Here is a 15375-nt window from a genome sequence, read left to right on the forward strand (position 1 = left end):
GGTACTTCCACTTGCGTTGTTAACGATATATGGTTGTAAAAAAGATTTTCTTAAAACAACAAATCCAAATAAAATTACTGGTACTTCCACTTGCGTTGTTAACGATATATGGTTGTAAAAAAGATTTTCTTAAAACAACAAATCCAAATAAAATTACTGAAGAACAATTCTGGAAAACTGAAGCTGATTTAAAATCGGCTGTAGCTTCCGTTTATAGTCTTTTAAGACAGCCTTTATATGGTTATTGGGGTGCATTTACTGGTATCCAGAACATCAATTCGTTGGGCGATGATGTGCTTACATTTCCAGGTGGTGAAGCTGCTACTACTAATATTGCTTTATTCACAAATGAAGCTACAAATTCAGATGCATCTTCTACTTTTTCATCGCTTTATAAATCCATTTATCGCGCAAATTTAGTATTGGCTAATGCCGATAAGGTGGAGGTTAGTGATGATTTGAAGAAGTCATATATTGCTGAGACCAAATTTCTGCGTGGACTTTGTTACTTTACATTGGCGTCTAATTTCGGAGACGTGCCACTTATTATTGCCCCGGCAAAAACTGCCGATGATCAATTTATGCCAAGCAAACCTGTCGCGGAGGTTTATGCACAGGCAATTTCAGATTTTACAGATGCCCAAAATGGGTTGCCAACTACAAGGCCTTCTGCAGATTTGGGCAGAGCAACAAGTGGTGCTGCCATTGCTTATTTAGGTAAAGCATATCTGTATACCAAAGATTATCAAAAAGCGGAGACCACGTTAGCCTTGTTAAATACTGCTCCATATGCTTACGATTTAATCTCTGAATATTCTGAAAACTTTACCGATAAAAATGAGTTTAACAAAGAAGCTGTTTTTCAATGGGTTTATGGCCCTTTTGGCGATCCTTATGGTCCTTGGGGTGTAGAAGGAGCAAACTCACCTATGTATAATTATTTACCTCAGTTGATTGGCCCTCCTGCTGGAGGCGGATGGTTTAAATATGTTCCAACCAATTATCTTATCAATCAATTTATGTTGGAAAAAAGACCTGCTGGCTCGGATACTAAGTTCGACAAAAGAATGTATTATACCTTATCATGGAAACGTTCGAATTTCGGCGAAACCGATATCACCTGGTATGGCGGAACCAAAACTTTTGATGACCTATGGGCTTCTGCTCAGGCTAATATATCGAAAATCGACCCCAAATCATTGTTAGATATATCAGGAACTAATCAGTTCTTGATCAATAAATTTACCAATGGTTGGAGCGGTAAAGAGAGTGCAGACAATTATTGGTCGGCAACGCCTTCTACTGCTAATAATGTAATTATGCGTTATGCAGAGGTATTGCTTATGCATGCCGAAGCTGCTGCTCAAAATGGAGATTTAGCAAAAGCAATTGCTGATATTAACAGAATTAGAGTAAGAGCAGGACTACCAGAGAAAACTGGGGCAAACCTTCCTGACTTAACAAGTGTTATGAACGAAATTAGTCATCAAAAGTTGTTAGAGATGTTTTTTGAACAAAATAGATGGCAAGATTTAAAACGCTGGTATACACCTGCACAGTTAAAGGTGCATTTTATGGAAACAAACAAGCAAGGTGCCCAATATTTACAGCCTAGGAATTATGTTTTCCCAATTCCGACAGCTGAGTTACAAACCAATAACAAAATTGAACAAAACCCCTTATGGCGGTAGTTCTTTAAATAGGCTCTCAAAAATGGGTGCCCATTTTGGGTGCCTAAAAAAGGTAGGTCGTCATTATGATGATTGTGGTCATCATGATGATGACGGCCTCACCTTTAAACCCACAGATTTAAAGTCATATATATTTATATTAAATGTTTTCAAAAATAAACCGCTCAAGAATATTTGTTATTGGAATAATGATCATTGTAATCTGTGTTAATGCGTGTAATGATGATGTATTTAGTACTTTCAAAAATATTTCATTGAATGAAACAGCAGATGGAAACTCACTAAGAGTTGCAGTTCAATTTTCTTGTGCTAAACCTGAAGATGCATACATTGAATATTGGCTAAATGGCCAAAAGGATAAATTAAATGCAACTCCTGTTTCTAAACAAAGAAGTGACTTTAAAATTGTGTTAACCAATTTGAAATTTAATTCCACTTATCAATATCGTATTGTATCGGGAAATGGCGGTGTAAGGTTCGAATCTGAGATATATACTTTTAAAACAAAAGATGTTCCCGACCAATTACTTGGCTTGTATCATGTAAATCTTCAAAATGAGCAGGAATTACCAACTGAATTTAAAGCCGGTAGCATGTTGGTTTACAACAGAGAAACACCGGGTTGTATTGGGATGATAGATTTTCAGGGTACCTTAAGGTGGTATCAGAGATTCCATAATACCGGGGTTAAGGTAGCTCATTTTACACAAAACAAAACTATTCTTTCAATTTTAGCCCCAATGGACTATCCAACGAGCTATGGAAATGAAATTTTGGAATTGTCTCTAACCGGTGATACCATTTTTCATTTAAAGAAAGGAGTGATGGATTTTAAACAAACAATTCATCATGAAATATTACTTAATGCGAAAAATCAATACGTTACCTTAAGCGCAGATGAAAAACTTATCGATTTAAGGGCTGTAGGAGGCAAAGAAGCCGATACAGTTAAAGGGGATGGTATCTTGGTGTTAGATAAATCAGGAAAAAAAATATGGAGCTGGAGTGTATTTGAAGCGCTTGATCCTTTAAAAGAAAAAAACATTTTAAAAGAGGCAAAAGATTGGATGCATGCCAACAGCCTTTTTATTGATACGGATGGAAACTACATCATTTCATTTTACAATAACGGCCAGATCTGGAAAGTTAATGCCACAAACAAAAAAGTGATGTGGAAGTTCGGAAAGGGAGGAGATTTTGCATTGCCTAAAGGTGCTGAGTTCGATCAGGGACATGCAGTTCATATAAATAGTAGACGCAACCTCGTGCTATTTGATAATGGGACCAGCAAAAAGCGTTCGCAGATATTAGTCTTTGATTTAAATCCGGTATCCAAACGAATATCTTTAAAATTGCAGACTCAATTACATGAAGGAACTTTTACAGATAGAATGGGAAGTGCCTATCTAATTAACGATAGTACTATTTTAACCTGCGTTTCTAAACAAAATCAGGTGTTTCTTATCAATAAAAATGGCAAAGTGTTTTGGAGTATGATGTGTGCCAACACACCTTACCGTGTAGAGTTTATTCCATTTAGTAAATCAAAACCTTATATAGGAGCATTGTAAAATATGAATAAATTTCTGCTGGTACTGTGTTTTATAAGTAATTCTCTAATACTTCAGGCAAAAGAGGTAAAAGTATTAAGCCCCGATAAAAAAACAGTATTAATCTTTAGCACAGGCAATTCTTTAAGCTATTCTATTTCTTATGCAGGTGTTCAGGTTATCGCTAATTCTCCTTTAGGACTCGAATTTGAAAATGACAATCCATTGTCAGAAAACCTTGCAATTGTTTCCGCAAAACGAAAACTTGTAAATGAGCAATGGAACCCGGTATACGGAGAAAAAAATACGTATTCTGATAATTATAATGAAGTTACCATTCAATTTAAAGAGCATAAAGAGCCTTTTCGTTTGTTCTCGGTTACTTCAAGAGTTTATAATGAAGGTGTCGCATTTAAATATAATGTGCCTGCCACTAAGCAAGTTATTGTTTCCCGTGAACTTACTGGTTTCAAGTTTACTAAGGACTACCCTTCCTGGATTACCGGAGCTGCGCAGGCAAAATACAGCCGGGGCAATATCAGTAAAACTGTGAATGGAACTGAGCGGCCATATGTAATTGAAATGGAGCAAAACCGTTTCATTGCTTTGGGGGAAGCAGCATTGGTAGATCATGCTAGAATGAAATTTAGCCGATCTGCAAAAGATAGTTTAATGCTTGTTGCTGCTCTTGATGGTAAAGCAGTTTATAATACCGATTTTTCAACTCCGTGGCGCTTTGTCATGATTGCAGAATCAGCCGGTAAACTGTTAGAAAACAATTATTTTATTCTGAATCTTAATCATTCTTCTGCCCTAGTAGATGCATCATGGATAAAACCTGGCAAAGTAATTCGTGAAGTAACACTTACCACAACAGGTGGTAAAGCGAGCATAGATTTTGCCGCCAAACACAATTTACGATATATAGAATTTGATGCTGGTTGGTATGGCCATGAGTACGATAACGCATCAAGTGCATTAGCTGTAAATGTCGATCCTTCGAGATCTGCGGGGCCATTGGCGCTGCAGGAAATAATAGATTACGGAAAGCTTAAAGATGTTGGTGTAATTCTTTATGTAAATCAGAGGGCATTATCCAGACAGTTAGATTCGATACTGCCATTATTTAAATCTTGGGGTGTAAAAGGTATTAAATACGGTTTTGTTAATGTAGGATCGCAACAAAATACGTCCTGGTTGCATGAAGCAGTCAGAAAAGCTGCCGACAATCAGCTGATGATTGATATTCATGATGAATACCGGCCAACAGGATATTCCAGAACTTATCCGAATTTATTAACTCAGGAAGGAATACGTGGAGAAGAAGAAAGTCCAGATAACCATCAGGTATTAATTACCATGTTTACTCGGATGATTGCAGGTGCTGGGGATTTTACCAATTGTTATTTTGCCCCCAGAGTAAACAATATGGGTTCTCATGCCTCTCAAATGGCAAAGGCAATTTGTATTTACAGCCCATGGCAATTTGTGTATTGGTACGACCGACCCGACGATTCACCTAGACAAAAAGGTGGAGCGGGATCTACTGCTTCTGTTATAAGTGAAATTCCTGATCTTAGTTTTTACGATGCTCTACCTACTGTGTGGGACGATACAAAAGTGATAGAAGCAAAGATAGGGGAGTTCGGAACTATCGCACGTAAAAGCGGAGACGATTGGTATGTTGGAACTTTAACGTGTAAAGCAAGAAACTTCGCGTTGCCACTCCTTTTTTTAAATAAAAATAAACAGTATGAAGCCACGGTTTATAATGATGACGCCTCTCTTTTAACACCAACCAAACTCGCAATAAAGAAAATGAATGTAAATGCATCAACTGTTTTAAATATTCAGTTACAGCCTAAAAATGGTCAGGCAATAATTATCAGACCTATAAAAAACTGATCTACATTTCATGCAAAAAAAACATTACTAATAGTCAAATTATGGGTGGTATTAAGCCACCTATAGTTTAATCTTTACGCTAAACTAGTAAAATAGATTATGGGAATGAAGAATTTAAGGGTGACGTTGATTGGTTTTCTTTGTTTAAGCAGTGGAACGGTTTCATTAGCACAAGAACCAGTTGGATCCCTTAATGAATTATTAAGAGATATAAACGGTTCATTAAGATTGTCGGTAAAGGAATTTAATGGAACAGACTTACTATCCGAACAGCCATTTAACAAAGAGTTGTTGCAGACAAAAACAGGTAATTGGAGTATGCAATTTAAGGCAAGTCCGGTTTCGAAGCATCCCGGAGTTATGGATGTTTCTACGTCATTTCGCTTAAACAGTGGTGTTGCTAAGTCATCAGCAGTTTCAGTTTCCTTTGATTTTAGTAAATGGAATCCAGAAAACTATGTGTTAGTACCTGCTTCTGTTTACAATGGAAACCGTTACCGAGCAATTGGAAACAGTTACAGTCCACAATACCCAAAGGATATGTATTATAACCCTTCCGTGCCGCTTACTATTTCTAACAATCCCCGACTTTCAATTGAATCAAATAAAGCCTCGCTTGTAGAGTTGACAACAGGAAATGTGGCTACGCCCGCATTGTGTTTTTTCTCAAAAAAGGAACAAAAAGGATTTGTTGTACTTACTGAGCAAATGACCAGATTGGGTAGCAGCGGATTAACTATTACGGAAAATGCAGCAAAAGACAGCTGTTCTTTCAGTATTTCTGCACCTGCAGTTCGTAAAATGGCAACCGGCTTTGGTGATTTTCACATAAGTGGTGACAAAGCACCCGATTGGAATTCTGGTGATGAGATAACGTTAAACTTTAAAGTATACGTTTTTAATGCTGCCAACATTCCAGATCTTTTAAAGAAGTTTATGCAGGTACGTAAAGCGCTTTCAGGTTTAAACCACCCTCGTAACATAATACCTATGAGTAAATTGTTTGAAGTAGCTACAAATATATGTAAAGGGAACTTTGTTGATGTTCCTGCAGGATCATTTTATAGACCTGAAAACAATAAGAATTTTCAGCTTGGATGGGTTAGTGGAATGATGAATACCTACCCAATGTTAACCCTTAATGATAAAAAGGAGAGAGATAGGGTTATTGCTGAATTGGATTTTGTGGTAAATAAATTGCAAGGAAAAAGCGGATATTTTTATGGAGGAATTACAGCTGGCGGAGAAATTATTCCTGAAAAGATGTCTCCTGATTTTAAACCAATTCAGGCCATGGTAAGGAAAAATGCGGATGCGTTGCTTTGGCTCATAAAACATATGCAACTGTTAAAAGCTCAGGGCTATGGCAAAAGTGTTAAACCGGAGTGGGAAAATGCAACTGAAAAGCTCGCTGCTGCTTTCGTAAATACAAGGTGGCTCGGGATGCAGCTAAATTTTATTATCAGCGGGATGTTGAAAAGCAAGGTTTAACAGGAGGTCATTGTGGAGATATATCTCAAGATGCCGATTCTGAATCCGCATTTGGGTTCTTAGAATCGCTAATGGCTTTGTATTATTACACAGGACAAAAAGAATGGTTGAATAGGGCAGAAGTTCAAGCTGCATTAGGTGCTACGTGGACGTTTTCTTATGACCCTGTTTTTCCTCCAAATAGTGAAATAGGAAAGCTTAAGAGCAATATGGCCGGCGCTATTTGGGCCAGTATTCAAAATAAGCATGCGGCTCCCGGTATTTGCACGGCTTCGGGAGATTATATCTTTAAGCTATTCAGGGCTACAGGTAATCCGCTTTATGCAGATTTGATCAGAGATATTCAGCACGCACATGCCGAAGCAGTAAATATGCCGGGGCATTTAACAACTAATAACCTGATTGGTTCTTCAATGGAAAGAATTCAGCTAAGTGATGCCGAAGGGAAAGGAAGTATTGGTAATTTTATAAACACGCGTAACTCGTGGACAGAAACAAATGGGGTACTGATGGCTTTGGAAATCCCTGGCATTTATGTTAATATGAATCATAAAAAATTATACGTTTTTGATCATGTAAAAGCTCAGGTATTATCAATTGATAAATCAGGTATTACCATTCAACTCAAAAATGAAACGGAATACGATGCAAGTGTGTCGGTACTGGCCGAAACTGAAAAACAGGCCAGAAAACCCTTAAGTTATACGGCATTTTTAAGATGGCCTAAGGTTAAGGTTAAAACTGGCGGAACTATAATGATTAAAGTTAACCCTGCAAATGGCATAACAATGCTATAATTATGATAAAGGAGACAAATAAATTGGTGCTGGGCACTGCCGGACTTGGCGGTATTTGGAGGGAGATTGATGCTCAGGAATCAATATTGACAATTCTGGATGCCCTTAAATGCCGAATAGTGGCTATAGACACTGCTCCTGCCTATGGAGATGCGGAGGAGCTGGTAGGAAAAGCTTTAAAACAATGGACTGGTAAAAGACCGTTGATTAGTACAAAAGTGGGTCGCTTAAAAGGTTACAAGGTTGACGAAGCACACTATAATTACACCGCCGATGGCATGAAAAGGAGTGTGGAAAACAGCTTAAAATCATTAAACATTCCGATTATAGACATTCTATTTTTACATGACCCTGCTGCAATTCCTCCATCTGATATAGAACAGGTTTTGAAGCAGATGGAATTCTTTATGCATCAAGGCTATGCAAAAAGAATTGGTTTGGGTGGTAACGCACCCGAATGGTTTGAACCCTATTTTAAATCTAACCAGTTCGATGTCATTATGGAATATAACAGGCTTAATGCTTGTTGTATTGATGCTTTGGACAATACTATCCCTTTTTGTAGAGATAACAATAGAAAATATTACGCGGCCAGTCCTTTAAACATGGGATTGTTAGGTTGTAGATTTTCTGAATTCACAACTTCTCCTCCCAACTGGCTCGGATTAAAAAATATTGAGCAGGTGAAAAGAGTTAATTCAATAGCAGATAAATATAACATTTCGCTGCAGGAGCTTGCACATCGATTTCTTTTAACCATTCCGGCTGAGTTTAAAATTGTAATTGGTGCTGCAGACAGGATGCAATTAAGGGACACCCTTGATGCAATGAAATTGGGTGAATTGCCTACGGAAATTTATAATGAAATACTACTAACGCTTAATTGACAATAGATGTACGACATAGATAATGAGATTTTTAATATAAAARGAATTAGGATAAGAGTTCTGGAGCAGGTTGCAGCAGTAACTCCTTTTCAGGATGCTACTATGGGGCCTTTCCCCAACTTCGGAATATCAATTATAACCATAGAGGATGAGGATGGGAACTTGGGAGAAGCCCCGGTTTATAATAGCTATATGAACATTCTGGAATCCTGTATTTTCCCAATACTTTTTCACAGCCGATCGGTTCCTTATAAAGAGTTTTATCCTAAATTATATTGGTCTATTAGAAATGAAGGATTTAAAGGTGCGGCTGGGGCAATATTGGGCCAGGTTGATATGGCTTTGTATGATTTGGCCGCAAGGCGTAGAAAAGTTCCATTGTATAGATATATTGGCAGTACTCAAAATGATGTGAAAATGTATGGCAGTGGAGGAGGTACCAATTATACACTCCAGGAACTGGAAACCGAAGTGAGTTTTTTGATGAATAAAGGTGTTGACTGCTACAAAATGAAGATTGGAAAAGACTTTGGGGCAAAAATAAATGAGGACATTAACAGAGTGAAATTTGTAAAGAGTTTGGCCGGTAATAAAATGAAGATCGCGGTGGACGTAAACCAGATTTGGAACTGTAATGATGTGTTTAAATTTGTTGATGCCATTGGAGAAGAAAATTTATGTTGGTTAGAAGAGCCTATACATTCAGCTGCTTATGATCAAATTGAACTACTTTGTGAAAAATTATCGGTTACTGTAGCTTATGGGGAATCCGAGCGGACATCAAAGATCTTCCCAACCCTTGTTGATTCCGGAGTTAGACACCTACAGCCTGTTCCAACACAATTAGGTGGAATGAAAGAGTGGATGGAAATAAGAGACCTTTGCGAAAATAAAAATTTGCAATTCTCTTCTGGTGGATATTCCCTATATTCAGCGTTTCTCATGACTTCCGCAAATAGGGATAGTATGATTGAGTACTTATATCCGCTGATGTATGGGTTAGAAAAATATTTTTTAGTCAGACCAGTATGGGAAAACGGCAGATTCTACTTGTCCGAAATAGAGGGGCTGCCGGTAAGAATTGATTGGGATTATTGTTATAAAGAAAATAAGATAGTACAAGAGCGGTTATGGGAAAAACAAGATGTTTCAAAATATAACCCTGTTGTGTCTATGTAACTAGGGGACCAACTTTGAGTTTATCATTCAATTACATCGATTATATAATTTTAGGGCTATACGCCCTTGCTTTATTTTGTATTGGTTTTCGCTTTAGTAAAAAAGAGAAAAATCAGGAAGATATATTTTTGGGTGGCCGAACGCTGAAGTGGTGGCAAATTGGTTTTTCTATGTTTAGTGCCAATGCCGGCCCTATGATGTTAATTGGATTTGCAGGTATTGGTTTTTCTCATGGTATTGTTGGCAGTAATTTTGAATTGCTGGCCTGGGTCTTTTTAATGCTGTTATCCATGGTTTTTTTGCCCTACTACTTAAAAGCCAAAATAAGTACTATCCCCCAGTTTTTACTGATTCGATTTGGTAAAAGATCGTATAATTTTCTGGTTATCTATAGCTTAATTTCAATATTAGTCGTATGGTTAGGCAGTGCTTTGTATGCGGGGGGGCTTTTAATTTCGGGAATATTTAATTGTTCTTTATTTATAGCCGTTGTTATAATTGCTATTGTGGCCACTAGTTTTACTGCTATTGGAGGACTAAAGGCGGTAGTCCGTACAGGGGTTTTTCAATCGATAATTATTATAGTTTCTTCAATACTGCTTACTTTTTTGGGTTTTCAGAAAATTGGCAGCGTAGATTTACTGGTTAGCCAAACGCCAGACTCTTTTTGGAAGTTATTTTTGCCTGCGTCAAACCCCGAATACTCATGGATAGCTATTGTTTTAGGTTATCCGGTGGTGGCTATTTATTATTGGTGTGCCGATCAGACGATTGTGCAAAAAGTGCTGGCGGCAAAGAATTTAAAAGAAGGCCAGTATGGAGCAATATTCATTGGAGCGCTTAAAATCATAATGCCATTAATATTTATTCTTCCTGGTATTATGTGTTATGTTTTATTTAAAGATACAGCCCAGGCCGATAATGCCTACATTACTATGATTAAAGAATTAATGCCTCATGGTTTACTGGGTCTAAGCATTGCGGCATTAATAGCATCATTGATTGATACGGTATCTTCCAGTTTAAATTCTTTTTGTACAGTGTTTACATTGGATGTTGTTTCGCAGATTAAGGTGCTTAATCAGAAGCAACAGATAAAAATGGGAAAATGGATAACTATTATTGCCGCAATAGTAGGTGTAGGTATCGCCATGGTTTTTTCCTATTCAGGGAAAAATTTTTTTGAATTAAGTCAAGGCTTGGTTTCTATACTTGCTCCACCGCTGTCTGTCGTATTTCTGGCAGGCATCATTTGGAAACGTGTGAATAGCACATCTGTGGAGATAGTTCTTTATGGTGGTGGGTTGGTTTGCTTAATTCTTGGGGCATGTCATGTATTAAATTATCCTTATAAAGGTTATTGGCCTCATTTCCTTTTGCTTTCATTTTATCTGTTCGTAGCGTTAAGTATTGTTATTATAGTAGTAACATTAATTACAAAACCGGCAATAAACTCGGTAATCCCTTCACTTCTTGAGTCAAAAAATGAGCCGACAGAAGAAGATGCTTACAATTCCAAACCTATTTGGCTGGCATGGTTAGGCTTGGCATCTGTCATGATTATAATTTACTTACTTTTTAACTAATACTTTGATGAAAAAAAAAATCCTTCAGTTGGCATCAATAATTTTTACTTGTTCCTTTATCATGTGCAGCCCGGCTAATTCTGATAAGGAATCTGCACTTGTTGAAAAAGTATTTGTAGTAAATACAGTGGATAACGATAAAAAACTGAATGAGTATTTGGCATACCATAAGCAAATTTGGCCGGAGGTAGAGGCTGGCTTTAAGAAAGCAGGTTATAAAAGTATTACACTTTACCATTTTAATGATCTTATTGTGATGACGATCATGGTTCCTGAAAATGCAGATTTAAACGAAATGGGAAAGTTGGCAGAATCTTATAGCCCCCGTTGTGCAGAATGGAATAAATTAATGAATACTTATCAAAAAGGAGTTAATGGTACTTCTGAAGGACAGAAATGGGTTGAGGTAATTCCTTTTTACAAGTTTAAGCAGTAATTTTATATTGCTTAATAAAGTCTCTTGGCGATAAGCCCTTTACTTCTTTGAAGTGCTTATTGAAATTAGAGATGTTGTTGTAGCCACTTATGTAGCAGGTTTCTGTTACATTATGGTTGCCTTCAATTAACAATTTAGCGGCATGCCCAACCCTTATTTCTTTTATAAATTCAACTAAAGTTCTGTTGGTTTTAAGCTTAAAAAACCGGCAGAAAGCGGCTGTAGACATGGGGATGATTGAAGCAACATCCTGTAAAGAAATGTCTTCTTTGAAATTATTGAATATATAATCAAACACACGGTTGATTTTATTTGCTTCAGTTGAACTTTCTATGATATTAAAAGAAGGGGATGACAGCGTTCTACATGAGTTAGATTGAGATAAAACATCTAAAAGCTGGAGCATTAATGCAGCCCGGGATAACCCTGTTTCAAATAACATTTGATTCAGAATCATTTTTGCTCTTGCTACTGTAGGTCCTGAAAATAAAATACCTTTTGAAGCATTTTCGAATAGATGATTTAGAGCAGAGGCTTCTGGCTTCGATAGTAAATCTCTTCCCAAAAAATCCGGGAAAAAGTGTACAACAATTGCTTGCGGTTGTACTTTGTCGTCTATAGTATTATAGTATTGCCAGCAATGTGGTAAATAACTTCCCAAAAGCACGAGTTCTGTGCCACTGAAATCTTCGATATGATCGCCGACAAAACGCTTACCAAAACAATTTTCAATTAATGCAATCTCAAAATTAACATGAGACTTTAATGAAGTATACTTTTTTACTTCCAGAATTTCTGATCGCACAGTAAATGATTGGTCAGGGGGAAAGGTAAAGTTCTCGTAGATATACTGCATTTCTATGGTTTATTGGGTCTAGTATATAAAGCTAATTAAATATAGTCTATTTATGGTTAGATGTAAGGGCTTGATGCAAAAAAAACATTGCAATTAATCAAATTAACGGTAGTTGTAAATAACTATTGTTAAGAGATTTACTCCGTAAGCAATCGATTGTTTTCGTATAGGAGATAAAACAGTCAAATAACCAACAACCAAATAATTTAAATTATGAAACAGGTATTACAAATGCACTTGCGGGTGCTCGGAATCGTCTTCATGTTACTACAATCCCATTATGTTTTTGCGCAAGAAAAAATATCTGGGACAGTAGTTGATTCAGAAGGGAAGGTTCCATTGGCCGGGGCAACTATCTCCGTTACGGGGACACAAGCCAACGAAGCTGAGGTTGCATCATCAGTAAAAGCGGATGGATCTGGTAAATTTACAATTGCCGTGCCTAACGGGTCAATGCTAAAAATTACAATGATTAGTTATCAGACTGTAACTGTTGCACCTAAACAAGGAATGATAATAGAAATGGTTTCTACTACTATTGGATTACAGGAAACGGTAATTGTTGGTTATTCAAAGCAAAAGAAAACCCTCATGAGCGGTTCAGTAGCTTCCGTCAAATTTATAGAACAAGACACTGAAATTCCGACGACCTCAGTTGGTAACTTATTAGCAGGTAGAATGGCAGGTTTATATGTTTCTACCCCTAGTGGTAAACCTGGAGAGCAACCTGGTATTAGTATAAGAACACCAAGTTCGTGGAATGCTGCGCCGACTTTATATGTAATTGATGGAAAAGTTACTAGTGATGCTGCGGAATTCAACAACTTAAGTCCTAATGACGTTGAAGAAGTAACTATTTTAAAAGATGCAGCTACTACTGCTGCTTATGGTGCCCGTGCGGGCGCAGGTGTAGTATTAGTTACTACCAAACGTGGTAAAGCAGGTAAAGCAACTGTTAATTACTCCGTGAATACTGGGCGAGATGTCCGGGGAAAAAATATGGAGCTAACAGATATTATGGAATGGGGAGTTATTCAAAACAGAATTTGGGGTGAAGCCGGCGGACCGGCAAATACCCCCTGGACTGAGACTGCAAAAGCGTATTTTAAAGATACAGATTTTGGTGGGGGCAAGGGATATGGTTTTGATCTATTAAAAGATGTTTATGTAAACCCTTCTATTACTACACATAATTTAAGTGCATCTGGAGGTACAGATAAACTTCAATATTTTGTTGGAGCTTCTTATGTAAATCAAGAAACTTTCATCAAGAATACTAATGAAAAAAAATACAATGTTAGGGCAAATATAACAGCTAACCTTACCAAAGATGTAACTGTTTTTGCTGGTCTTAGCTTAAATAATAATAAATTTAATTCCCCTCAGGGCGATTGGTCAGGAGATATGTATCCTAAGCTCCTACTGTGGCAACCTTATATGCCCTCGTTTACCGCGACTGGTTTACCGGTCGATTATTTTTGGATTTCCAATAAATCTGGTGAAGCAGATGGATTGGCAGGATATAACAATTCTGAAGCCATTAAATCTGTTGTTAATTTAAATTTAACTTACAAAGCACCCTTCTTGCAGGGGTTAAGTGCTAAAGTGGGTTATATAAAAACTTTTAACAACAGCAATCAAAAAATATATACACATCCTTTCACCTATTACCAATTGAAACAGGTTGAGCCTGTTATTTGGGATTTGAATACGATTGTAGGACAGCGTCTTACTGCACATTCACCTAGTTTAGAAAAACTGTCGGCCTGGAATCAGGAGGGACAGTTGAACCTTCAGGTAAATTTTGAAAGGAGTTTTGGTGAACATCACGTAAATGCGGCATTGGTGTACGAGCGTCAGGAAAGGAGTTATGATGGTATAGATGCCGTCATCAATGGTTTTCCTATTTATATGACTGATCAATGGTGGGCATCTACCGGAGGGGCGGGTGTAGTAAATAGTACACCTACAAAGGGGATTAGTAATACTTACGGTTTCCTGCCTACAACTGGTCGTAAATCGTATATTGGGCAATTTGCTTATGATTATGCTGATAAGTATGTCGCTACATTTACTTATCGTTATGATGGTTCGGTAAATTTTCCAGAAGATAAACGTTGGGGTTTCTTCCCCTCAGCTTCCGCAGCTTGGATCATTTCAAAAGAAAATTTCTTTAGCAACGTAAAAGGGGTAGAGTCATTAAAATTAAGGGCTTCAGTTGGACTAACCGGGAATGACTTTGTGGGAATAGACCCAAATGGTGCGAAAGATGATTCGAATGCGAAACGCTGGCAGTATGAAGATAATTACATTGCAGGGAATAATGCAATTTTTGGCGAGTCCCCTTCACTTAATCCGGGAATACGATACAATGTATTTCCGAATCTTAATATTACCTGGGAAAAATACCTGAACAAGAATTTTGGTGTTGATATCAGTTTCTTAAAACACTTCACTGCCACTGCAGAATATTGGCATACCCTTACCTATGATATTTTAAGTACAAGGATTCAAAGTACACCCCCAACTTTTAGCCGCCCTTTACCATCAGTAAATTATGGAAAAATGAAAGCAAATGGTATTGATCTAAGTTTGAACTATAGTAATAACATTGGAGAATTTAAGTATGATATAGGTCTAAATGCCACCTACGGTAATTCCTGGTATGTCCTAAGGGATCAAAATATCACCTATGATTATCAAAATATTATAGGAGGTGGTCGTTCTGCCAATATGATTACAGGTTATACTGTTGATCATTTGCTTCGATCACAAGCTGATGTTGATGCTTTGCTAGCGGCTCATCCGGGGTATAATTTCAATGGGAATGTGCCCAAACCTGGCCAGTTTGCCTATAAGGACTTCAATGGAGACAATACTATCAATGATAATGACATCACTGTACTCAATAAAAGCAATAACGCTAAAGTCCTGGGCTTAAACCTAAATGTGGGATGGAAAGGGTTAAGCGTGACGGCTAATTTTAATGGCTCATTT

The 15375-nt window shown here is 37.3% G+C and carries 11 protein-coding genes; 10 read left to right on the forward strand and 1 reads right to left on the reverse strand.

The genetic code is table 11. The features are described 5' to 3' along the window. The first annotated feature begins 29 nt into the window (after window positions 1-29). From AC1DDX_RS17060 to AC1DDX_RS17100, 9 genes are all read left to right on the forward strand, one after another. Window positions 30-1691, forward strand: a complete 1662-nt coding sequence (locus AC1DDX_RS17060) for a RagB/SusD family nutrient uptake outer membrane protein (protein ID WP_477622314.1) — start codon at window positions 30-32, stop codon at window positions 1689-1691. Between the two features lie 143 nt (window positions 1692-1834). Further along, the gene (locus tag AC1DDX_RS17065) at window positions 1835-3262 is read left to right on the forward strand and encodes an aryl-sulfate sulfotransferase (protein WP_337716721.1); all 1428 of its coding nucleotides are present in this window, start codon (window positions 1835-1837) and stop codon (window positions 3260-3262) included. A gap of 3 nt (window positions 3263-3265) precedes the next feature. Then, entirely contained in the window at window positions 3266-5146 is a 1881-nt protein-coding gene (locus AC1DDX_RS17070; RefSeq protein WP_337716723.1) for a glycoside hydrolase family 97 protein, read from the forward strand. A 105-nt stretch (window positions 5147-5251) separates the two neighbouring features. Continuing rightward, window positions 5252-6637 (forward strand): hypothetical protein, encoded by a 1386-nt coding sequence (locus AC1DDX_RS17075; RefSeq protein WP_477622315.1) that lies wholly within the window; start codon window positions 5252-5254, stop codon window positions 6635-6637. Next, complete coding sequence (locus tag AC1DDX_RS17080) at window positions 6580-7434, forward strand: hypothetical protein (protein ID WP_477622316.1); 855 nt, start codon at window positions 6580-6582, stop codon at window positions 7432-7434. Before AC1DDX_RS17075 ends, AC1DDX_RS17080 begins: the two co-directional genes overlap by 58 nt. 2 nt (window positions 7435-7436) lie before the next feature. Further along, complete coding sequence (locus AC1DDX_RS17085) at window positions 7437-8321, forward strand: aldo/keto reductase (RefSeq protein WP_337716725.1); 885 nt, start codon at window positions 7437-7439, stop codon at window positions 8319-8321. A gap of 6 nt (window positions 8322-8327) precedes the next feature. After that, window positions 8328-9500, forward strand: a complete 1173-nt coding sequence (locus AC1DDX_RS17090; protein ID WP_477622317.1) for an enolase C-terminal domain-like protein — start codon at window positions 8328-8330, stop codon at window positions 9498-9500. Between the two features lie 14 nt (window positions 9501-9514). Continuing rightward, window positions 9515-11086, forward strand: coding sequence for an SLC5 family protein (locus AC1DDX_RS17095; protein ID WP_337716731.1), 1572 nt, complete (start codon window positions 9515-9517; stop codon window positions 11084-11086). A gap of 7 nt (window positions 11087-11093) precedes the next feature. After that, a complete protein-coding gene (locus tag AC1DDX_RS17100; protein ID WP_337716734.1) occupies window positions 11094-11522 on the forward strand; it encodes an L-rhamnose mutarotase in 429 nt (142 codons plus the stop codon). Here AC1DDX_RS17100 and AC1DDX_RS17105 read toward each other — a convergent pair. Then, complete coding sequence (locus tag AC1DDX_RS17105; protein ID WP_048903235.1) at window positions 11512-12378, reverse strand: AraC family transcriptional regulator; 867 nt, start codon at window positions 12376-12378, stop codon at window positions 11512-11514. The two genes, AC1DDX_RS17100 and AC1DDX_RS17105, sit on opposite strands and share 11 nt — an antisense overlap. Before the next feature lie 213 nt (window positions 12379-12591). Here AC1DDX_RS17105 and AC1DDX_RS17110 point away from each other — a divergent pair. Beyond that, window positions 12592-15375: SusC/RagA family TonB-linked outer membrane protein (locus AC1DDX_RS17110; protein WP_477622318.1), on the forward strand; the 2784-nt coding region annotated here is incomplete at its 3' end.

The sequence above is a fragment of the Pedobacter sp. 10L46_2 genome, from assembly GCF_056395165.1.